The organism is Pseudomonas sp. A-B-19, assembly GCF_019947515.1.
In the GTDB taxonomy this organism is placed as follows: domain Bacteria; phylum Pseudomonadota; class Gammaproteobacteria; order Pseudomonadales; family Pseudomonadaceae; genus Aquipseudomonas.
In genome coordinates this window covers 80,566-102,363 of record NZ_JAGYGN010000018.1, presented here as the reverse complement: position 1 = coordinate 102,363, position 21,798 = coordinate 80,566, and the positions used below count along the sequence as shown (strand labels likewise).

The window sequence follows — 21,798 nt, the reverse complement described above, 5'->3', positions numbered from 1 at the left end:
AATGAAGAGTAACAACCTCCTGCCCGTGCGGCACCGGTTGCTGGTTTCGGCCATCCTTACGGTCAGCCTTCCAGCGGCAAATGCTATGGAACTGGACACCGGCAACGAAGACTTTTCCATCCGTTTCGACAATACCGTCAAGTACAACTACGGCGTGCGCACCGAAGGGGCCGACAAGCGCATGTTGAGAACGCCGAACAACAACGACGGTGACTACAACTTCCGTAAGGCCGGCACCAACATCACCAACCGTGTCGACCTGCTGTCCGAGCTGGATGTGGTCTACCAGAAAAAGACCGGTTTTCGTGTCAGCACGGCGAGCTGGTATGACAAGGCCTATGACAATACCGGTTCCAACTCCAACCCGTTTCCCAACGGCAACGACGATTTTTCGTCGATCTCAGGGTTCGGCGGGCATCCAGGCGCGCCGGCCGTTTTTGGCAGCCCGCACCTGAGCAACTATGCCCAGCGTTACTACAGTGGTCCGTCCGGTGAAGTCCTCGATGCCTTTGTGTTCTACAACGCCGAGGTGGGTGAGGAGTCCCTGCTCAATATCAAGGCTGGTCAGCATAACGTGTTCTGGGGTGAAACCATTCTCAACCCGGTGCATTCGATCAGTTATGGCCAGTCCGGCCTCGATCTGGCCAAACTGGCTGCGTCGCCCGGCACGGAAGCCAAAGAACTGTTCGTGCCGCGCAACCAGATTTCCACCACGTTGACCATCAACCCCGAGCTGACAGTGGGCGCGCAGTATTTCCTCGATTGGGATGCCGCGCGCTTGCCCGAGGCCGGCACTTACTACGGTGGTTCTGACCTCGTGGGCTTCGGTGCCCAGTCGTTTCTTTTGGGGCACACAGGGGGGGCGGGGCTCGCCGGTCCGAACGGTACACTGACAACCGTTCGCCGCGGCGATGACTTCACCCCCGACAATCAGGGTGACTGGGGCCTGATGCTCAAGTGGTCACCCGAATGGCTGGACGGCACGCTGAGCGCCTACTACCGCAAAACCTCCGACATTCTTCCGCAAGCGATTCTCGACACTCGAGGCCTGACCAGTGTTGGCGGGGTACCCGGCTTGCGCAATTCGATCAGTACCACCACCTATGAGTTCGCTTATGCCGACGACATCGACATCTATGGCCTCAGTCTGTCCAAGGAGTTCGGCGGGGTCAGCGTCGGTAGTGACCTGAACGTACGCCATAACATGCCACTGGCGAGTATTCCGGCAATCATCAGTGCGGCTGGCCCTGGCGGGTTGCAGGCAGGCCTTGGCCTGCTCCCGGCGCGCAGTCCGGCGACAGGTGTGATCACCGATGCACCCCGCGCTGGTGACAGCATGGCCGCCACCGGCGACACGTTGCACTGGACCATCAATGGCCTGGTCACTTTCGGCGACACCCCGCTATTCGATTCAGCCAGCCTGTTGGGTGAACTGTATTACAGCAATCTGTTGAGCCTCGACAGCAAAAACAAGGCGCTCTACAAGGGCGAGGACAGCTATCGCGGCATCGACAAGCCTACCCGTGACAACTGGGGGATCGCGGTCAACTTCACGCCGACCTGGTACCAGGTATTTCCCGGTGTGGACCTGAGCGCACCGATGTCGGTCAACCTCGGTATCGACGGCGTTTCGCCTGTGGTAGCGGGCGGGGCAGAAGATACCGGCACCTATGCCGTTGGGGTGAGCGCTGCTGTCTACAACCAGTACTACGTCGACCTCAAGTACGTCGACGCCTTCGGCGAAACCACGAAATGTGACAACGGCGCAACCGATGGTTCAACCCCTAACGCCCTTGACGGCACGCAGCGTTACACCTGCTTTGGCGGCGGATATGCGTCCTTCTCCGGCGCCGGTGCCACCGAAGATCGTGGTGCCCTTTACCTGACCCTGAAAACCACCTTCTGATCTACACATTGCCAAGCGCAAGCAGGAGAACAATAAGATGAAATTCGCCTATACACTGATGGCCGCCTCCTTGGCCCTGGCCCTTGCGGGGCCGTCCCACGCAGCCGTCGACGCCACCGAAGCGGCCAAACTGGGTAACCAGTTGACCCAGATCGGCGCCGAGAAAGCCGGTAATGCCGACGGTTCCATTCCGGCTTATCAGGGTGGCTTGACCACCCCGCCGGCCGGCTTCAAGGCGGGCGACAGCATGCGCCCGGATCCGTTTGCCAGCGAGAAGCCGCTGCTGGTCATCGACGGCAAAAACGTCGACCAGTACAAGGGCCAGTTGACGGCGGTAACCGCTGAGCTTGCCAAGCGTTATCCAGGCTTTCGCATTGAAGTCTTTCCGACCCATCGAACTGCCGCGCTGCCGAAGGGCGTTCTGGACAATACGGTAAAAAATGCCACGGCGGCGCGCTCGACCGACGGTGGTAATGCGATCGAAAATGCCTTGCCGGGCACGCCTTTCCCGATCCCGAAGACCGGCGCCGAGGCGATCTGGAATCACTTGCTGCGTTACCAGGGCGTCAACATCCAGAGCAAGTACGACAACTGGAACGTCGACTCCGCCGGTGTTGCCAGCCTGGCCACGACCGGCAGCGCGCAGATCAACTACGCCGCCTATGACGACCTTTCCAAACCGCTCGCGGCTGCCGACACCTATTACCAGATCAAACTGGCCTACACCGGTCCGGCCCGACGCGCCGGTGAGGCGGTGCTGCTGCGCGATGCAGTCAACCCACTCGAGCAACCACGCCGTGGCTGGCAATACCTGCCGGGGCAGCGCCGCGTGAAGCTGGCGCCGAGCCTGGCCTACGATACCCCCAACCCGGGTACCGCTGGCGCTGCCACCTGGGACGATGCGTTCGTGTTCAACGGTGCGCTGGACCGTTATGACTGGAAGCTGGTCGGCAAGCAGGAAATGATCGTTCCGTACAACACGTACCGTGTGACCTATCAGAACGATCTGAAGCCGATGATGACTGCGAATCACTTGGCTCCCGAGTTCGTTCGCTGGGAGAAACACCGTGTGTGGGTGGTGGAGGCCACTCTGAAACCTGGTGCCCGTCATATCTACGCCAAACGCCGTTTCTACCTGGACGAAGACAGCTGGATCGCTCTGGCCTCTGACCAATACGATGCGAACGGCCAGCTGTACCGCGGCGTTTACACCTTCCTCAGCCAAAGCTATGACCAGCAGGTACCGGATGCCACGCCTTATCTGACGTACGACCTGATCGGTGGCACCTACAGCGCCATCGGCCTGCCCGGCCCATACGGCGGCATCAAGTACAGCGAGGCGCTGAGCAAGACCCAGTGGGCGCCGGAATCGCTGGCGGGTGCCGGTATCCGTTAATTGCCTCGTCGCTACTCTCTGCTGTCCGATTTGTGATCGGACAGTTCTTGCGCCGGGTTGTGCTTGCGTGCAATCCGGCGCCTTCTGCCATGAGGGCGCGTTATGTGCTCCTGCTATAAAAAAATCATGCAGCTCGTGCTGGTCGTGACGCTGGCGCTGCAAAGCGTGGTTCAAGCGGCCAGCTTCGTTGATGTGCTGGATTTGCCCGCCAAGCCGAGCGCCCTTGCGTCGCGCAGCCCTTTGCTGGATCTGGCCCATGCCGGGCAGCGTCTGGTCGCCGTGGGGCAGCGTGGCCACATTCTGTATTCCGACGATAATGGCAAGCGTTGGCAGCAGGCAGTCGTGCCTGTCAGCAGCGACCTGAATGCCGTGTATTTTCCAACCGCCGAGCAAGGCTGGGCGGTGGGCAACGATGGCGTGGTGTTGCACAGCAGCGATGCCGGCGCGACCTGGAGCAAGCAGCTCGATGGCCGCCAGATCGGCGATTTGATGTTCAAGCATTACACCGCCCTGGCGTTGGCCGAACCGGACAACGAGCAATGGGCCGTACTGGCCGCCGACGGCCAGCGGCTGATCGAGGAGGGCGCGGACAAGCCGCTGCTCGACGTCTGGTTCGCCAACGACAAGCTCGGTTATGCAGTCGGGATGTTCAACCTGATCCTGCGCACCGAGGATGGCGGCCGCAACTGGACGCCGTTCCAGGATCGCACCGACAACCCGCAGGACTTTCACCTCAATGCCATCGCCTCGACGGGCGATGCGCTGTACATCGCTGGCGAGCAGGGCCTGGTGCTCAAATGGGACGATTCGCACCGGCGTTTCGCTGCCCTGGAAACACCGTATCAGGGCAGCTATTTCGGCGTCGTCGGGCAACCTGGCGAGGTACTCGTCTATGGCCTGCGCGGCCATGTCTTGCGCAGTACCGATGGCGGGGTCAACTGGGTTCGGCTCGATAGCGGTCTGCAAGTCAGCATCAGCGCCGCGCTCCTCGATAGCCGTGGGCATTACCGGCTGTTCACCCAGGCCGGGCACACGCTGCTGACCGATGACAGCAACAGCAAACTGCGGCTGGCTGCGCAAACCGACCCGTCACCGATAGCCGGCGCCACCCTGGCGGCCGACGGCGCGCTGGTACTGGTCGGCAGCCGTGGCGTACGTGCGCTGCCCGTCGAAGAACAATAAGAATTAGAGTGAGTACCCTGACATGAGCAAATTGACGCAAGACACTATGCCGGTGATCCGCGACCTGCGGGACTTCGATCGGCGCTCCGGCAATCTGCTGGAGCGGCTGGTGTTCAACCATCGTCCGCTGTTCATGCTGCTCATGACACTGGTCACTTTGGTGTTGGGCTATATGGCGGTGACTCGCCTGGAACTGCGTCCCGGCTTTGAGAAGATGATTCCGCAAAGCCAGCCGTACATTCAGAACTACCTCGAGAACCGCAAGTCCCTGCGTGGCCTGGGCAACACGGTGCGGGTGGTGGTGGAAAACACCCGGGGCGACATCTTCGATCCGGACTATCTGGCTGTCCTCAAACAGGTCAATGACGAACTGTTTCTCACCGAGGGTGTCGACCGGGCCTGGATGAAGTCACTGTGGAGCCCGGCCGTGCGCTGGACTGAAGTGACCGAGGAAGGCTTCCAGGGCGGTCCCGTAATGCCTGACGCCTACCAGGGCAATGCGGCCGGCATCGAGCAGTTGCGCCAGAACATCAACCGGGCCGGCATCGTCGGCAGTCTGGTGGCCAGCGACTACAAATCGAGCATGTTGATCGTGCCGCTTCTGGACAAAGCCTCGGCCACCGGCCAGGGCCTCAACTACCACGAATTCTCCAGGCTGCTCGAGGAGCGTTTGCGTGACAAGATCGAGTTTGCCGGCGATAGCGCGGCGCGTAAATCCGGGGTCGAAGGCACCGGCCATTACAAGGTCCGGGTGATCGGTTTCGCCAAGCTGATGGGTGACCTGATCGACGGCCTGATTCAGGTGATGATGTTCTTCGGCCTGGCGGTGTTCACTTCGCTGGTGATCATCTTCCTCTACACCCGTTGTGTGCGCAGCACCTTGCTGGTGGTCGGTTGTTCGCTGATCGCGGTGGTCTGGCAACTGGGCATTGTCGCCTGGCTGGGCTACGCCATCGATCCGTACTCGGTGCTGGTGCCGTTCCTGATCTTCGCCATCGGCGTGTCCCACGCGGCGCAGAAGATGAACGGCATCATGCAGGACATCGCCCGTGGCACTCATAGGCTTATTGCCGCGCGCTACACCTTCCGCAGGCTGTTTGTTGCCGGCGTCACCGCATTGCTGGCCGACGCGGTCGGCTTCGCTGTGCTGATGCTGATCGATATTCCGGTGATCCAGGACCTGGCGATTACCGCCAGCATTGGTGTCGCCGTATTGATCTTCACCTCGCTGTTGCTGATGCCGGTGGCACTGTCCTATGTCGGCGTCGGCGCGAAAGCCGCCGAGCGTGCGCTGAAAATAGACAACCGCGCCGAGAAGCACAAAGGCTTCGGCAAGCTGTGGGACGCGCTCGATCGCTTCACCACCGCCAAGTGGGCCACCGGTGCGGTTCTGGTCGCGGTGTTGATGGGCATTGGCGGTTTCATGGTCAGCCTGAACCTGAAGATCGGCGACCTCGACAGCGGTGCGCCGGAGCTGCGCGCCGACTCGCGCTACAACCGCGACAACGCCTACATCACCCAGCATTACGCGCTGTCCAGCGACCTGTTCGCGGTGATGATCAAGACGGCACCGGAAGGCTGCCTGAACTACAAGACCCTGGTGCTCGCCGACCGCCTGGCCTGGGAGCTGCAACAGTATCCGGGCGTGCAGGCCACCGCCTCGCTGGTCAACGCGGTGCGCCAGATCACCGCCGGCACCTATGAGGGCAATCCCAAGCTCAACAGCCTCCAGCGTAACCAGGACGTGCTGAACTACGCGGCGCAGCAGGCCTCGGTCAATGCCCCGGAACTGTTCAACACTGACTGCTCGCTGATGCCAGTGATCGCCTTTCTCAAGGATCACAAGGCCGAGACGCTGGATGCAGTCGTGGCCATCGCCGACAAATTTGCCCGCGAGAACAGCACCGACGATCGCCAGTTTCTGCTGGCCGCCGGCAGCGCCGGGATCGAGGCGGCGACCAACATCGTGGTGCGCGAGGCCAATCGCACCATGTTGCTGTATGTCTACCTGGCGGTGACGCTGTTCTGCCTGATCACTTTCCGTAGCTGGCGTGCCACGCTGGTGGCACTGTTGCCGCTGGTGCTGACCTCGATCCTCTGTGAAGCCTTGATGGTGGCCATGGGCATTGGCGTGAAGGTGGCGACCCTGCCGGTGATCGCCCTCGGCGTGGGCATCGGCGTCGACTACGCGTTGTACCTGCTCAGCGTGCAACTGCACTTCCAGCGCCAGGGCCTGCCGCTATCCGAGGCCTACCGCAATGCGGTGGCTTTCACCGGTCGAGTGGTGGGGTTGGTCGGTATTACCCTGGCTGCCGGCGTCATCTGCTGGGCCTGGTCGCCGATCAAGTTCCAGGCCGACATGGGCATCCTGCTGACCTTCATGTTCCTGTGGAACATGCTCGGGGCGCTGATTTTGATCCCGGCGCTGTCGTACTTCCTCTTGAATACTGGATTGCACAAGAAGCTGCCCCTTGCTCAGCCTTTAGTCCCTGACGCGCAACAGCCAGCTGATGCTGTTCGCGTCCAGTGCGACGCAGGGCCTGTGGCATGAGCCGGCGGATCGCAGTGGCGGCGTTGCAGGTACCGACACCCGGTAACCGAATCCTGCTCGTGGATGAAGGCTCAAGCATTGCGCTGTTCAACGTCGATGGTCAGCTTTACGCCGTCGACGACAGCTGTCCGCACCAAGGGGCTTCGTTGTGCAGCGGGCGTCTCGAAGGGCAGGTGATCAGGTGCTGCGCCCACGGTTTGCGCTTCGACCTGGCCAGCGGCTATTTGCTCAATTCGACCCGGCTGCGGGTCGCCAGTTATCCGGTCGAAGTCATCGACGGCCAGACTTTCATTGTCTTTTTTCCCGAGGAATGCACCCCATGAGCAGCATCGCGCTCGCCAATGTCCAGAGTCGTACACGTGAGCTGGCGCCGGGCTTCGTTGTCAGTTTGATCGTTGCCGCTGCGGCGACCTTCCTTTCCGAGCATTACGGTGCGCCGGTGATGCTTTTCGCCCTGTTGCTCGGCATGTCCGTGAACTTTCTTGCCGGGGACGGCAAGTGCAAGGCCGGCATCGAGTTCACGGCGCGCAATGTGCTGCGCATCGGCGTGGCGCTGTTGGGTATGCGCATCACGCTCGAGCAAATCGCCGCTCTGGGCTGGAAGCCATTTGCGCTGGTGGTGATTGTGGTGGTGGCGACCATTGGAGTCTCGGTGATAGCGGCCAGGATTCTGGGTTTCAAGCGCATCTTCGGCCTGCTCACCGGCGGCGCCACGGCTATCTGTGGTGCTTCGGCTGCGCTGGCGCTCGCCGCCGCACTGCCCAACCACCCACAGAAGGAGCGTGCAACCCTGTTCACCGTGATCGGCGTTTCGGCGCTGTCCACCCTGGCAATGATCCTCTATCCGATGATCGCCAACTGGGCAGCTCTTTCGCCGCAGGAGGCCGGAGTCTTTCTCGGGGCAACGATCCATGACGTCGCACAGGTGGTGGGTGCCGGCTACAGCATGTCCACCGAGACGGGAGATACCGCCACCGTGGTCAAACTGATGCGTGTGGCCATGCTTGTGCCGGTGATTGTCTGCGCCGCCCTGGTGACCCGCATGCAGGGCGCCGATCCGACGGGCAAACGACCTCCGTTGCTGCCCATGTTCGCCGTCGGCTTCCTGATTCTGGCCTGCGTCAACAGCACCGGTTGGGTGCCAGCGCTGATCCAGACCGGGGTCAATGAGCTGTCGCGCTGGTGCCTGGTCATCGCCATCAGCGCGCTGGGCATGAAGACTCAACTCAAGGAGTTGGCCGCGGTCGGCATCAAACCGATCCTGTTGATGATTGGCGAAACCGTATTCCTGGCAGCACTGGTGCTGCTGTTACTGCACTGGAGCCGCTGACTGCCGAGCCGACCGCGCCTCGGCTCCCCCGGCGCTTGACCAGCGACGGGCAATTTGTCCCGCAAGGTCAAGGCGTGGTCCCCGAGCGTTCTTATCATGTTGCCCATAACAAAACCCGAAATGGGTGATCCCCCAACGCCTTCCGAGTGATTGCATCATGGCTGACTACAAAGCTCCTCTGCGCGATATGCGCTTCGTTCTCAATGAAGTATTCGAAGTATCCAGACTCTGGGCCCAACTACCGGCCCTGGCTGAAGTGGTAGACGAAGACACTGCCTGTGCAATCCTCGAAGAAGCCGGCAAACTCATCGCCAGCACCGTCGCTCCGCTGAACCGCAGCGGTGACGAAGAAGGCTGCACCTGGACCCATGGCGCGGTGAAAACCCCGAGCGGATTTCCCCTGGCCTACCGTGGCTATGCCGAAGGCGGCTGGGTCAGTGTCGGCGGTGACCCGCAGTTCGGTGGCATGGGCATGCCCAAAGTGATTTCTGCCCAGGTCGAAGAAATGGTCAACTCGGCCAACCTGGCGTTCGGCCTGTACCCGATGCTGACCGCCGGCGCTTGCCTGTCGATCAACGCCCACGCCAGCGAAGAGCTCAAAGCGGCGTACCTGCCGAACATGTACGCCGGCGTCTGGGCCGGTTCCATGTGCCTGACCGAGCCACACGCCGGTACGGACCTGGGGATCATCCGCACCAAGGCCGAGCCTCAGGCCGACGGTTCCTACAAGGTCAGCGGCACCAAGATCTTCATCACCGGTGGCGAACACGACCTGACCGAAAACATCATCCACCTGGTGCTGGCCAAGCTGCCGGATGCACCGGCGGGGCCGAAAGGCATTTCGCTGTTCCTGGTGCCGAAGTTCATGGTCAATGCCGATGGCAGCCTGGGCGCGCGCAACCCTTTGAGCTGCGGTTCGATCGAACACAAGATGGGCATCCAGGCGTCCGCGACCTGCGTGATGAACTTCGATGAAGCCGTGGGTTACCTGGTCGGCGAGCCGAACAAAGGCCTGGCGGCGATGTTCACCATGATGAACTACGAACGTCTGGGCGTCGGTATCCAGGGCCTGGCCACGGGCGAGCGCTCGTACCAGAACGCCGTTGAGTACGCCCGTGACCGTCTGCAAAGCCGTTCGCCGACCGGCGCGCAGAACAAGGACAAAGTGGCTGACCCGATCATCGTCCACCCGGACGTGCGTCGCATGCTGCTGACCATGAAAGCCTTGAACGAAGGGGGCCGCGCCTTCTCCACCTACGTGGCGATGCAACTGGACACCGCCAAGTTCAGCGAAGACGCGACCACCCGCAAGCGTGCGGAGGATCTGGTGGCGTTGCTGACCCCGGTGGCCAAGGCGTTCCTGACCGACCTGGGGCTGGAAACCACGATTCACGGCCAGCAGATTTTCGGTGGCCACGGTTACATTCGTGAGTGGGGTCAGGAGCAGTTGATTCGCGACTGCCGTATTACCCAGATCTACGAAGGCACCAACGGCATTCAGGCACTGGATCTGGTGGGTCGTAAAGTGATCGGTAGCGGTGGGGCGCTCTACAAGCACTTCGCCGAGGAGATCATGGCGTTCATCGAGTGCACCAATCCTTCGCTGGCAGAGTTCACCGAGCCACTGAAAGCAGCCGTCGCCAATCTGGAGCAAATGACGGCCGATCTGTTGGAGCGTGCCAAATCCAACCCGAATGAAATCGGTGCGGCTTCAGTCGAATACCTGCACGTGTTCGGCTATACCGCCTACGCCTACATGTGGGCCCTCATGGCGCGTACTGCGCTGACCAAGCAGGATCAGGACGATTTTTACAAGAGCAAACTCGGCACTGCGCGCTTCTTCTTCGCACGCTTGTTGCCGCGGATCTACTCATTGACCGCTTCGGTCAAGGCCGGCAGCGAAAGTCTGTATCTGCTGAATGCTGATCAATTCTGATGCGCTTGCTTGTGTTGTGAATCGTGCCACTTGAACTTCAAGGGACCACCAGCGTGGTCCGGAATCCGACAGAACGCCAAAACGAAAAAACCCGCCTGAGAGGGCGGGTTTTTCGGGGGGGCAGAGATTTTGAAAGCCTTCTCTGCAACCTTGTCTGGCTCCACGACCTGGACTCGAACCAGGGACCCAGTGATTAACAGTCACTTGCTCTACCAACTGAGCTATCGCGGAATGGCGCGTATCTTACTGATTCAAAAAGAGAAGTCAAGCATCGAATAACAATGGGAGCGAATCATCGGGGCGGGCGGTGGTTTAGCGGCGATTGGCGGTTACCAGGATCGCCCCAGAGGTCTACCATGGCCGCCCGGAAGTGGTGACACGCGCTGCCGGCCATTCGCCGAAAAGGTATGCGCCATGAATCATTTGACCCTCACACCTCGACACCACGGGGTGCACCCATGAGCATCTCTCAAATCAGCCTGCCCAAAGGTGTCGGCCCCCACGCTGAAAAGTTGTTCGACGCCATCACCCAGGCCGGCACCGTTGAAGCATTGAACCGCGCTGGCGGCAAGGCGGAAGGTTTTGTCCTGGGGCTGGAAAGCACCAAGGCAATCAAGAGTCAGGTCGCCGAATCACTCTACGTCGCCTATGACGATGCGGTCAGTCAGCGTGCGACCGAGCTGGCTTAACCGCCGAAGGTAATCGTGGCAACCATCAGTTTGGCGTAGAGCGCCGTGGCACCCAATTGCACCAGCCACAGGGCCAGGCCGCCGAGAAACACACCAGCGGCCACTTGCATCACCAGGTTGTTGCCGCGTTTTGTCGGGGCGCGGGGGGTGAAGTGATCCAGGTCATCCAGATCATCGCGGTCCGCGCGCAGGTTGTCGTTTTTCATGTGGGTTCTCGAAAAATCCGGGTGAAGACAGCCTGTAGGAGCTGGCTTGCCAGCGAAGAGGTCATAACGGTCAGCATTGGTGTTGGTGGATCGACCGCCTTCGCTGACAAGCCAGCTCCTACAAGGTCGATGTGTGGAGTTTAGAGGTCTCGGTCAGTCCATCGGGAATTATCTGAGGCGAATAAAAAACGGGAAGCACGATGGCTTCCCGTTTTCCATTTCAAGACGTGATCAGATCACCTGAACGATGGCATCCGTAACGGCCTTGATATTGCTCTGGTTCAACGCGGCCACGCAGATGCGGCCGGTGTCCAGGGCGTAGATGCCGAACTCGCTGCGCAGGCGGTGAACCTGCTCAACGCTCAAGCCGGAGTAGGAGAACATGCCGCACTGACGACCGACGAAGCTGAAATCGCGCTGGGGCGCTTTTTGTGCCAGCAGGTCGACCATCTGGGTGCGCATGCCGCGAATGCGCAGGCGCATTTCGGCCAGTTCGGCTTCCCATTGGGCGCGCAGTTCCGGGCTGTTCAGCACCGCAGCGACAACGCTGGCACCGTGGGTCGGCGGGTTGGAGTAGTTGGTGCGGATTACGCGTTTGACTTGCGACAGCACGCGCGCGCTTTCTTCTTTCGATTCGCTGACGATCGACAGGGCGCCCACACGCTCGCCGTACAGCGAGAACGACTTGGAGAACGAGCTGGAGGCGAAGAAGGTCAGGTTCGACTCGGCGAACAGACGCACGGCAGCGGCATCTTCGTCGATGCCATCGCCAAAGCCCTGATACGCCATGTCGAGGAACGGCACGTGGCCTTTGGCTTTAACCACTTCCAGGACGTTTTTCCAGTCGGCCGGGCTCAGGTCCACGCCAGTCGGGTTGTGGCAGCAGGCGTGCAGCACAATGATCGAGCCGTTTGGCAGCGCGTTCAGGTCTTCGAGCATGCCGGTGCGATTCACGTCGTGGGTCGCGGCGTCGTAGTAGCGGTAGTTCTGCACCGGGAAACCCGCGGTTTCGAACAGAGCGCGGTGGTTTTCCCAGCTCGGATCGCTGATTGCCACAACGGCGTTCGGCAGCAGTTGCTTGAGGAAATCGGCGCCGATTTTCAGAGCACCAGTACCGCCAACGGCCTGGGTGGTGATGACGCGGCCAGCGGCGATCAGCGGCGAGTCATTGCCAAACAGCAATTTCTGCACGGCCTGGTCGTAGGCGGCGATGCCGTCGATTGGCAGGTAGCCACGGGAAAGGTGTTGAGCGGCACGAATGGTTTCGGCTTCGACAACGGCGCGCAGGAGTGGAATTCGCCCCTCCTCGTTGCAGTAAACACCGACCCCCAGGTTGACCTTGTTGGTACGGGTATCGGCGTTGAATGCTTCGTTGAGGCCCAGGATTGGATCGCGTGGTGCCATTTCGACAGCGGAGAACAGGCTCATTATTGCGGCGGCTCTGAATGGAGAATGGAGGGACGTGTCGCGCTCCAGCCGAATGCACTAGAGCGGTGCACAAACGGGGAGCTAGTATAGAGGCCATCGGCGTTTGCTGGCGACAGGCGAATCAGCATTTCGGGTAAGTTTTTCCGATTATTTCTCGACCGGTAGTCGAATGGTGTCGGCAAAGGTTTTGCGCGATGTAGGACGTTTGCCTTGAAAGCGCTGGCAATCGGCTCCACATTGAGCACAATCCAGTTTTTTCTTCGGGCGACATCGGTCGTTTGCGGTCTTTTTCGTTCGTGCCGGTTTTACCGGCAAGCGTGATTCCAGAGGTATTTCATGTCTGAATTCCAGCTAGTCACCCGTTTCGAGCCCGCCGGCGATCAGCCGGAAGCCATCCGCCTGATGGTCGAGGGCATCGAAGCCGGGCTGGCGCACCAGACACTGCTCGGTGTGACCGGCTCGGGCAAGACCTTCAGTATCGCCAACGTGATCGCCCAGGTGCAGCGCCCGACGCTGGTGCTGGCGCCGAACAAGACCCTGGCGGCGCAGTTGTACGGCGAGTTCAAGGCGTTCTTCCCGAACAACGCGGTGGAGTATTTCGTTTCCTACTACGACTACTACCAGCCCGAAGCCTACGTGCCGTCCTCGGACACCTTCATCGAGAAAGACGCCTCGATCAACGACCACATCGAACAGATGCGTTTGTCGGCGACCAAGGCATTGCTTGAACGCAAGGACGCGATCATCGTCACCACGGTGTCTTGCATCTACGGCCTGGGCAGTCCGGAAACCTATTTGAAAATGGTGCTGCATGTGGATCGCGGCGACCGGCTCGATCAGCGTGAATTGCTGCGACGCCTGGCTGACCTGCAGTACACCCGCAACGACATGGATTTTGCCCGCGCGACCTTCCGCGTGCGTGGCGATGTGATCGATATCCACCCGGCGGAATCCGATTTCGAAGCAATCCGCATCGAGCTCTTCGACGATGAAGTGGAAAGCCTTTCGGCGTTCGATCCGCTGACCGGCGAAGTGATTCGCAAACTGCCGCGCTTCACCTTCTACCCCAAGAGCCACTACGTGACGCCACGGGAAACCCTGATGGCTGCGGTCGAAGGGATCAAGGTCGAGCTGCAGGAGCGCCTGGAATACCTGCGCTCCAACAACAAACTGGTGGAAGCCCAACGCCTGGAGCAGCGCACCCGTTTCGACCTGGAGATGATCCTCGAACTGGGTTACTGCAACGGCATCGAAAACTACTCGCGCTACCTGTCCGGTCGCGAAGCCGGCGCGCCGCCGCCGACGCTGTATGACTATCTGCCGCCGGACGCCTTGCTGGTGATCGACGAGTCCCACGTCAGCGTGCCGCAGGTTGGCGCGATGTACAAAGGTGACCGCTCGCGCAAGGAAACCCTGGTCGAATACGGCTTCCGTCTGCCGTCGGCGCTGGACAACCGGCCAATGCGTTTCGATGAGTGGGAAAGCATCAGCCCACAGACGATTTTCGTCTCGGCGACGCCGGGGAACTACGAAGCCGAACACGCCGGGCGCGTCATTGACATGGTGGTGCGCCCGACCGGGCTGGTGGACCCACAAATCGAGATCCGCCCGGCACTGACCCAGGTCGATGACTTGCTGTCGGAAATCACCAAGCGCGTCGCCGTCGAGGAGCGGGTGCTGGTCACCACGCTGACCAAGCGCATGGCCGAAGACTTGACCGATTACCTGGCCGACCACGGCGTGCGTGTGCGTTATCTGCACTCGGACATCGACACCGTGGAACGGGTCGAGATTATCCGCGACCTGCGTCTCGGCACTTTCGATGTGCTGGTGGGCATCAACCTGTTGCGTGAAGGCCTGGACATGCCGGAAGTCTCGCTGGTAGCGATCCTCGATGCTGACAAGGAAGGCTTCCTGCGGTCCGAGCGCTCGCTGATCCAGACCATCGGCCGCGCGGCACGTAACCTCAATGGCCGGGCGATTCTCTATGCCGACCGCATTACCGGTTCCATGGAACGGGCGATCGGTGAAACCGAGCGTCGTCGCGACAAGCAGATCGCCTTCAACCTGGCCAATGGCATCACGCCGAAGGGCGTGTTCAAGGACGTTGCCGACATCATGGAAGGCGCCACCGTACCTGGTTCGCGCAGCAAGAAGCGCAAAGGCATGGCCAAGGCCGCCGAGGAAAACGCCCGGTACGAAGCCGAATTGCGCTCACCGGGCGAGATCGCCAAGCGTATCAAAGCCCTGGAAGAGAAAATGTATCAGCTTGCCCGGGATCTGGAGTTCGAAGCGGCGGCGCAGATGCGCGACGAGATTGCCAAGTTGCGCGAGCGGTTGATCACTGTTTGATTTGTAGTGTCTGAACTGGCCTCATCGCGAGCAAGCTCGCTCCCACAGGGATCACACTGAACCCTGTGGGAGCGAGCTTGCTCGCGATGAGGCCAGTCAGGGCGCAGTAAATATCAACTAGTGCGCCTCGCCAGCCTTCAACCCCTCCGGCAATTTCCTGGTCAGCAATACCGCCAGCATGCTGACCCCCAGCGCAATCCCGACAAAATGAAACGCATCGTTATAGGCCATGATCGACGCCTGTTGATGCGCAATTTCGCTGAGTTTGCCCAGTGCCGCCGTTTCACTGCCCAGTCGATCGGTCAACGAGGCAATGCGCTCGGCCACCTGCGGATTGCTCGGCACGATCGACTCACGCAGGTAGTCAAAGTAAACCTTGGTCCGCGCATCCAGCAGGGTGGCGAGCAGGGCGATGCCGATGGCGCCGCCGAGGTTGCGCAGGATGTTGAACAGGCTCGAGGCCGATCCCGCATCCTGGGGCAGGATGTAGGCGGTAGCGATCAGCGAGATGGTGACCATGATCAGCGGCTGGCCCAGGGCGCGGATGATCTGGATCTGATTGAACTGCGGCCCGGCAAAGTCCGGGTTCAGCACGCCCGAAGAGAAGCTCGCCAAACCGAATAACCCGAATCCCAATGTGCACAGCCATTTCGGTGAGACAAACTTCATCAGCTTGGGCACCAGCGGGATCAGAAACAGCTGCGGTACGCCCATCCACATGATCACTTCACCGATCTGCAGGGCGTTGTAGTTCTGGATCTGCGCCAGGTACAGCGGCAGCAGGTAGATCGAACCGTACAACCCGACCCCCATTCCGACGCTGGAAATGCTGGATAACCCAAAGTTGCGGTTGCCGAGGATGCCGAGATTGATCAGCGGATTGGGTTTGGAAAACTGCACGATCACAAAGCTGATCAGGCTGACCAGCGCGATACTGCCCAAGGTCACGATCAGGTTCGATTCCAGCCAGTCCTTGCGATGGCCTTCCTCCAGAAACACTTGCAAGCAACCAAGCCCGACGCCGAGGGTGAGAATGCCGGCGTAGTCGGTACTTTTCAGTAGTTCCCAGTGGGCTTCTTTCTTCTCCAGGCCGTACATCAGGCCGGCGATCATGATCAGGCCGGGCGGGATGTTGATGTAGAAGATGTATTCCCAGCCCCAGTTTTCCGTCAGCCAGCCGCCGAGGGTCGGGCCGATGGAGGGGGCGAAGGTGGCGGTCATGGCGAACATGGCCATGCCTTTGGCGCGATGGTGTTCCGGGAGTTTGATCAGGGTCAGGGTGAACGCCAGTGGAATCAGCGCGCCGCCGGTAAAGCCCTGCAAGGCACGAAACATGATCATGCTTTCCAGGCTCCAGGCCATGGAGCAGAGCAGGGAGGCCGCGAGAAACCCGAGGGACACCCACACCGCCAGGCGCCGCGCCGACAGCAACTGCACGAGCCAGGCGGTGAGCGGGATCATGATGATTTCCGCCACCAGGTACGAGGTGGAAATCCATGAGCCTTCTTCCAGGGTCGCCGACAGCGCGCCCTGGATGTCCTTGAGCGAGGAGTTGGTGATCTGGATGTCCAGCACTGCCATGAAAGCGCCGAGCATCACGCTCATCACCGCGATCCAGTCCCGCCGGGTCGGTTCGCCGACCGGACGGATCAGTTGATCACCGGCCATCGCCAGCGGCGTCTTTGCTGCTCACTTTGCTGGTGACGTCTTCAGGGGCGTCCTTGATGTTCACCCTGGCGGTCACCGACATGCCCGGGCGGATCTTGCCGCGCAGCGGGTTGTCGGCGGCGAAGGTCAGTTTTACCGGAATCCGCTGCACGACCTTGGTGAAGTTGCCGGTGGCATTGTCCGGCGGCAACAGGCTGAACTGAGCGCCCGAGGCGGCGAACAGGCTGTCGACCCGGGCTTCGATCGGGGTGTCGCTGTAGGCGTCGAAGGTCAGCTCGGCTTTCTGGCCGGGCTGCATGTGGCCGATCTGGGTTTCCTTGAAATTGGCCTGAATCCAGATGTCTTCATCGGGCACGATCGACAACAGGTACGCGCCGGCCTGCACGTACTGGCCATTGCGTGCAGCGCGCTGGCCGATCAGGCCGCTGATGGGCGCGTGGATTTCGCTGCGGGTGAGGTTCAGCTCGGCTTGGGCCCGATCGGTTTCGGCATTGGCAATCTGTGCGTCGAGGCGTTTGATCTCGGCGGTCAGTGCATTGACCTGCTGCCGCTGACTTTGCGCGTCGGCCTGGGCCTTGGCCAGTTGCGAGCGGGCGATGTGGGATTCGGCGGAGAGGGTGGTCACCCGTTCTTCCGAGACATAGCCGGGTTTGCGCAAGGTCTCGGCGCGGGTCAGGTCGATTTGCGAGCGACCCAGGCTGGCCTGGCTGGACGCGACTTGCGCTTCGCTGGCGGCGATCAGGCTGGCCTGCTGGGTCAGTTTGCTCTGGGCTTGCAGGCGTTCGGCCTGGCGGGTGGCGAGGGTCGCGTTGGCGCGGTCGACGGCGAGGCGGAAGTCGTCGCCTTCGAGTTTGACCAGCAGCTGGCCTTTCTCGACATGCTGGTTGTCCTGCACCAGCACCTGGTCGATGCGCGCGCCCAATTGGCTCGACACACGGGTGATCTCGCCCTGGACATAAGCGTTGTCGGTGCTTTCATAAAAGCGCCCCTTGAAGAACCACTGGGCAAACAGACCCCCTGCAATCAACAGGACCATCAGCAGGAAGGTGAAGAGGCGACGCTTGAGTTGGGCAGGCATGAGGAAAACTGTAGTCGAGAAATTGTAAGAGAAGTTATCGGCGGGTGAATCTGGCACACAGCCGATAAACGGTAAATGCCATCGACCGATATCTGCGGCATACGGGCGTTACAGCCGCAACCTTGGCTTAAATGCCCTGTTCACTGGAGCCGGGCGGGTGTCGCCTGTTACCATTCGCGCCTTGTTTGAACTTTGCTTTTTTTCTTTTCGAGACATGCCATGACCACCGTCCGCACTCGCATCGCGCCATCGCCTACCGGGGATCCCCACGTAGGTACCGCTTACATCGCCTTGTTCAACTACTGCTTTGCCAAGCAGCACGGCGGTGAGTTCATCCTGCGGATCGAAGACACCGACCAGTTGCGTTCGACCCGCGAGTCCGAACAGCAGATTTTCGACGCCTTGCGCTGGCTCGGTATCGAGTGGAGCGAAGGCCCAGACGTCGGTGGCCCGCACGGCCCATACCGTCAAAGCGAGCGCGGCGATATTTATCAGAAGTATTGCCAGCAACTGGTCGACATGGGCCACGCGTTCCCGTGCTTCTGCACCGCCGAAGAACTGGACCAGATGCGCGCCGAGCAGATGGCCCGTGGCGAAACTCCGCGCTACGACGGTCGCGCGCTGCTGCTGTCCAAGGAAGAAGTCGCCCGTCGCCTGGCGGCTGGTGAACCGCACGTTATCCGCATGAAAGTACCGAGCGAAGGCGTCTGCGTGGTGCCGGACATGCTGCGCGGCGACGTTGAAATCCCGTGGGACCGCATGGACATGCAAGTCCTGATGAAGACCGACGGCCTGCCGACGTACTTCCTGGCCAACGTGGTCGACGATCACCTGATGGGCATCACCCATGTATTGCGCGGCGAGGAGTGGCTGCCATCGGCGCCCAAGCTGATCCTGCTTTACGAGTACTTCGGCTGGGAACAACCGGAGCTGTGCTACATGCCGCTGCTGCGTAACCCGGACAAGAGCAAGCTGTCCAAGCGCAAGAACCCGACCTCGGTGACGTTCTACGAGCGCATGGGCTTCATGCCCGAAGCGATGCTCAACTACCTGGGCCGCATGGGCTGGTCGATGCCGGACGAGCGCGAGAAGTTCTCGTTGCAGGAAATGGTCGACAACTTCGATCTCAAGCGCGTGTCCCTCGGCGGGCCGATCTTCGACATCGAGAAACTGTCGTGGCTCAACGGCCAGTGGCTGCGTGACCTGCCGGTGGAAGAGTTCGCCGCCCGCGTGCAGAAGTGGGCACTCAACGCCGAGTACATGATGAAAATCGCACCGCACGTGCAGGGCCGGGTCGAAACTTTCAGCCAGGTGGCACCGCTGGCCGGGTTCTTCTTTGCCGGTGGCGTGAACCCTGATGCCAAGCTGTTCGAATCCAAAAAGCTGTCGGGCGATCAGGTCCGCCAGTTGATGCAGTTGATCCTGTGGAAGCTCGAAAGCCTGCGTCAGTGGGAGAAGGACAGCATCACCGCGACCATTCAGGCGGTGGTCGAGTCCCTGGAGTTGAAGCTGCGTGACGCCATGCCGCTGATGTTCGCCGCGATCACTGGCCAGGCCAGCTCGGTGTCGGTGCTCGATGCGATGGAAATCCTCGGGCCGGACCTGACCCGTTTCCGTCTGCGCCAGGCCATTGACCTGCTGGGCGGCGTGTCGAAGAAAGAAAACAAGGAGTGGGAAAAGCTGTTGGGTGCTATCGCCTGATTTCCCTTGCCTGATCTTGTAGGAGCCGGCTTGCCGGCGAAGGCGACCTCGAAGCTTGCATCGTTCTTGCGGTCCTCTTCGCTGGCAAGCCAGCTCCTACAGGCCGGGAAATCCCGGATTTTCGGGGGGGAGGGCGGTAAGTGATTGTTATGTCGGCAAAAAACTTTAAATTTTTTGAAAAATAAGTTTGACAGACTTTCGATACGCCCTTAAGATTCGCCCCGTCCTCAGCGATGACATCAACGATGAGGGGCTATAGCTCAGCTGGGAGAGCGCTTGCATGGCATGCAAGAGGTCGACGGTTCGATCCCGTCTAGCTCCACCAATTTACACTTCAAGGCCTGGCCACACCGGCCTTGGAGCGATCAACACTCAGCGTTGATCAGTTGTATGGAAGGGTTTGCGTCCCCTTCGTCTAGTGGCCTAGGACACCGCCCTTTCACGGCGGTAACAGGGGTTCGAGTCCCCTAGGGGACGCCAGTTTTACAGAAGCGATGTTGCAAGATGTCGCTCCGCCGCGAGGCGAAAAATCCGGGGCTATAGCTCAGCTGGGAGAGCGCCTGCATGGCATGCAGGAGGTCAGCGGTTCGATCCCGCTTAGCTCCACCAATTTTACAGTTCAAGGTCTGGCCACACCGGCCTTGAATCGATCAGCTCTCAGCACTGATCAGTTGTATAGAAGGGTTTGTGTCCCCTTCGTCTAGTGGCCTAGGACACCGCCCTTTCACGGCGGTAACAGGGGTTCGAGTCCCCTAGGGGACGCCACGATTACCCGCTCTGCGGGATTTATAAGGGTCATTCAATTATTGAATGGCCCTTTTGTTTGTCTGGCGTTTGGCCAAATTCCTCCATTTCCAAAAAAACTGTTCTTCAGACCAGCGGTCACCCCCATGGCTTGCTAAAATTTATTATGAGAATAATATTTCAATCGTAATATTCGGAGGCAACGATGAACGATAAAAAAGCTCAAACCCGCGAACGCATCCTCAAGGCCGCCAGCGCAGCGCTGATTCAGCGCGGCCCAGCCGAGCCAAGCGTGGGCGAGGTGATGGGCGCGGCGGGCCTGACGGTCGGCGGCTTCTACGCACACTTCGAAAGCAAGGACGCGATGATGCTGGAGGCGTTCAAGCAATTGCTCGGTCACCGCCGCGACCTGATCGCCGAGATGGATGCGCAGTTGACCGGCGAAGAGCGCCGCACTCTGGTGGCGGCGTTTTACCTGTCGCGCAAACACCGTGATTCCTCCGAATCGGCGTGCCCGATCCCGGCTTCGGTCGGTGAACTGGGACGGCTGCCGGAAGCGTTTCGCATTGCATTGAATGAACACGTCGAATTGATGGTTGCGCAGTTGGCGGCCAGTCCTGAAGAAACCGAAAAAGCCCTGGCCGACCTGGCCGTGATGGTGGGGGGGCTGGCTCTGGCGCGGGCGCTGGGGCCGGGAGAGTTGTCCGATCGATTACTGCGTGCCGCCAAATCGGCAGTGCGTTGACCTGAAGGCTGCGGCCTGAGGAGAATGCGATGAGCGCGTTAAAGTGGGTTCGTGGCGTTAATGGCACCTTGGGCTGGTTTGCCCCGAAACTCGTCGCCAGCAAAATGCGACTGGCCTTCATGACACCGCGGGATCTGCCGCCCCGTGACTGGGAACTGCCGCTGTTGGCGAAGTCCGAGCGGATCACCTTGCGTTTCGGCCTCTCGGCGTTGCGTTGGGGGCAAGGCCCGGCCGTGTTGCTGATGCACGGTTGGGAAGGGCGGCCAACGCAGTTTGCCAGCCTGATCACGGCGTTGGTCGATGCCGGTTACTCCGTGGTCGCGCTGGATGGTCCGGCTCACGGCCGCTCACCGGGCAGCGAAGCGAATGTGGTGCTCTTTGCGCGGGCCATGCTTGAAGCCGCCGCCGAATTGCCGCCACTGCAAGCGGTCATCGGCCATTCCATGGGGGGCGCCAGCGCCATGCTGGCGGTGCAGTTGGGCCTGCGCACGGAAACCCTGGTCAGCATCGCCGCCCCAGCGCGGATTCTTGGTGTGTTGCGTGGATTCGCCCGCTACGTCGGGCTGCCACCGAAAGCCCGTTCGGCGTTCATTCGCCAGGTCGAGAAAGACGTCGGCATGCGTGCCGCGACGCTGGATGTCGCTCACTATCAGCTGGATATGCCTGGCCTGATCGTCCACGCCGAAGATGACAACATGGTCTCGGTCAAGGAGTCTCAACTGATCCACGAAGCCTGGTTCGACAGCCGTTTGCTGCGCCTGCAAGAAGGTGGGCATCAGCGGGTGCTGGCTGACCCTCGGGTGATTGATGGCGTGTTATCACTGCTGGCCGGTCGTCGCCTGCAATCGCGCCAATCCGCTTGAGCATCCGTTACACTGCCCCGGTC

Annotated in this window: 16 protein-coding genes and 5 tRNA genes; 16 read left to right on the top strand and 5 right to left on the bottom strand. The window is 60.6% G+C overall.

The window, feature by feature from the left end:
• The first annotated feature begins 1 nt into the window (after nucleotide 1).
• From KGA81_RS19935 to KGA81_RS19905, 7 genes are all read left to right on the top strand, one after another.
• Complete coding sequence (locus KGA81_RS19935) at nucleotides 2-1,906, top strand: DUF1302 domain-containing protein (RefSeq protein ID WP_223547806.1); 1,905 nt, start codon at nucleotides 2-4, stop codon at nucleotides 1,904-1,906.
• Between the two features lie 37 nt (nucleotides 1,907-1,943).
• Nucleotides 1,944-3,302, top strand: a complete 1,359-nt coding sequence (locus tag KGA81_RS19930; RefSeq protein ID WP_223547805.1) for a DUF1329 domain-containing protein — start codon at nucleotides 1,944-1,946, stop codon at nucleotides 3,300-3,302.
• A 102-nt stretch (nucleotides 3,303-3,404) separates the two neighbouring features.
• Nucleotides 3,405-4,484, top strand: a complete 1,080-nt coding sequence (locus KGA81_RS19925; RefSeq protein WP_223547804.1) for a WD40/YVTN/BNR-like repeat-containing protein — start codon at nucleotides 3,405-3,407, stop codon at nucleotides 4,482-4,484.
• Between the two features lie 22 nt (nucleotides 4,485-4,506).
• Nucleotides 4,507-7,035: an efflux RND transporter permease subunit gene (locus KGA81_RS19920; protein WP_223547803.1), complete on the top strand. Its 2,529-nt coding sequence runs from the start codon at nucleotides 4,507-4,509 to the stop codon at nucleotides 7,033-7,035.
• On the top strand, nucleotides 7,032-7,358 hold the full coding sequence (locus KGA81_RS19915) for a Rieske (2Fe-2S) protein (protein ID WP_223547802.1): 327 nt from the start codon (nucleotides 7,032-7,034) through the stop codon (nucleotides 7,356-7,358). The genes KGA81_RS19920 and KGA81_RS19915 overlap by 4 nt, the downstream gene beginning before the upstream one ends.
• The gene (locus KGA81_RS19910) at nucleotides 7,355-8,365 is read left to right on the top strand and encodes a YeiH family protein (RefSeq protein WP_223547801.1); all 1,011 of its coding nucleotides are present in this window, start codon (nucleotides 7,355-7,357) and stop codon (nucleotides 8,363-8,365) included. The genes KGA81_RS19915 and KGA81_RS19910 overlap by 4 nt, the downstream gene beginning before the upstream one ends.
• 157 nt (nucleotides 8,366-8,522) lie before the next feature.
• Nucleotides 8,523-10,301, top strand: coding sequence for an acyl-CoA dehydrogenase C-terminal domain-containing protein (locus tag KGA81_RS19905; RefSeq protein WP_223547800.1), 1,779 nt, complete (start codon nucleotides 8,523-8,525; stop codon nucleotides 10,299-10,301).
• Nucleotides 10,302-10,456: 155 nt separating this feature from the next.
• On the opposite strand, the gene KGA81_RS19900 is transcribed toward KGA81_RS19905, so the two are convergent.
• A tRNA-Asn gene (locus tag KGA81_RS19900) sits at nucleotides 10,457-10,532 on the bottom strand.
• Between the two features lie 227 nt (nucleotides 10,533-10,759).
• Here KGA81_RS19900 and KGA81_RS19895 point away from each other — a divergent pair.
• Nucleotides 10,760-10,990, top strand: coding sequence for a hypothetical protein (locus KGA81_RS19895; RefSeq protein ID WP_223547799.1), 231 nt, complete (start codon nucleotides 10,760-10,762; stop codon nucleotides 10,988-10,990).
• On the opposite strand, the gene KGA81_RS19890 is transcribed toward KGA81_RS19895, so the two are convergent.
• Together KGA81_RS19890 and KGA81_RS19885 are read right to left on the bottom strand one after the other, a co-directional pair.
• The gene (locus KGA81_RS19890; RefSeq protein ID WP_223547798.1) at nucleotides 10,987-11,196 is read right to left on the bottom strand and encodes a hypothetical protein; all 210 of its coding nucleotides are present in this window, start codon (nucleotides 11,194-11,196) and stop codon (nucleotides 10,987-10,989) included. The genes KGA81_RS19895 and KGA81_RS19890 overlap by 4 nt on opposite strands.
• Before the next feature lie 231 nt (nucleotides 11,197-11,427).
• Nucleotides 11,428-12,624, bottom strand: coding sequence for an amino acid aminotransferase (locus KGA81_RS19885; RefSeq protein ID WP_223547797.1), 1,197 nt, complete (start codon nucleotides 12,622-12,624; stop codon nucleotides 11,428-11,430).
• A 336-nt stretch (nucleotides 12,625-12,960) separates the two neighbouring features.
• On the opposite strand from KGA81_RS19885, the gene uvrB reads away from it, so the two are divergent.
• On the top strand, nucleotides 12,961-14,976 hold the full coding sequence (uvrB, locus tag KGA81_RS19880) for an excinuclease ABC subunit UvrB (protein WP_223547796.1): 2,016 nt from the start codon (nucleotides 12,961-12,963) through the stop codon (nucleotides 14,974-14,976).
• A 117-nt stretch (nucleotides 14,977-15,093) separates the two neighbouring features.
• On the opposite strand, the gene KGA81_RS19875 is transcribed toward uvrB, so the two are convergent.
• Together KGA81_RS19875 and KGA81_RS19870 are read right to left on the bottom strand one after the other, a co-directional pair.
• On the bottom strand, nucleotides 15,094-16,584 hold the full coding sequence (locus tag KGA81_RS19875; protein ID WP_223547832.1) for an MDR family MFS transporter: 1,491 nt from the start codon (nucleotides 16,582-16,584) through the stop codon (nucleotides 15,094-15,096).
• 49 nt (nucleotides 16,585-16,633) lie between these two features.
• On the bottom strand, nucleotides 16,634-17,722 hold the full coding sequence (locus tag KGA81_RS19870; protein WP_223547795.1) for an HlyD family secretion protein: 1,089 nt from the start codon (nucleotides 17,720-17,722) through the stop codon (nucleotides 16,634-16,636).
• 219 nt (nucleotides 17,723-17,941) lie between these two features.
• On the opposite strand from KGA81_RS19870, the gene gltX reads away from it, so the two are divergent.
• From gltX to KGA81_RS19835, 7 genes are all read left to right on the top strand, one after another.
• Entirely contained in the window at nucleotides 17,942-19,423 is a 1,482-nt protein-coding gene (gene gltX, locus KGA81_RS19865; RefSeq protein ID WP_223547794.1) for a glutamate--tRNA ligase, read from the top strand.
• 249 nt (nucleotides 19,424-19,672) lie between these two features.
• A tRNA-Ala gene (locus KGA81_RS19860) sits at nucleotides 19,673-19,748 on the top strand.
• Between the two features lie 79 nt (nucleotides 19,749-19,827).
• Nucleotides 19,828-19,903 (top strand) — tRNA-Glu (locus KGA81_RS19855).
• A 53-nt stretch (nucleotides 19,904-19,956) separates the two neighbouring features.
• Nucleotides 19,957-20,032: transfer RNA gene (locus KGA81_RS19850), tRNA-Ala, on the top strand.
• Between the two features lie 80 nt (nucleotides 20,033-20,112).
• A tRNA-Glu gene (locus KGA81_RS19845) sits at nucleotides 20,113-20,188 on the top strand.
• Between the two features lie 184 nt (nucleotides 20,189-20,372).
• On the top strand, nucleotides 20,373-20,912 hold the full coding sequence (locus KGA81_RS19840) for a TetR/AcrR family transcriptional regulator (RefSeq protein WP_223547793.1): 540 nt from the start codon (nucleotides 20,373-20,375) through the stop codon (nucleotides 20,910-20,912).
• A 29-nt stretch (nucleotides 20,913-20,941) separates the two neighbouring features.
• Nucleotides 20,942-21,775: an alpha/beta fold hydrolase gene (locus KGA81_RS19835; RefSeq protein WP_223547792.1), complete on the top strand. Its 834-nt coding sequence runs from the start codon at nucleotides 20,942-20,944 to the stop codon at nucleotides 21,773-21,775.
• Nucleotides 21,776-21,798: the final 23 nt, after the last annotated feature.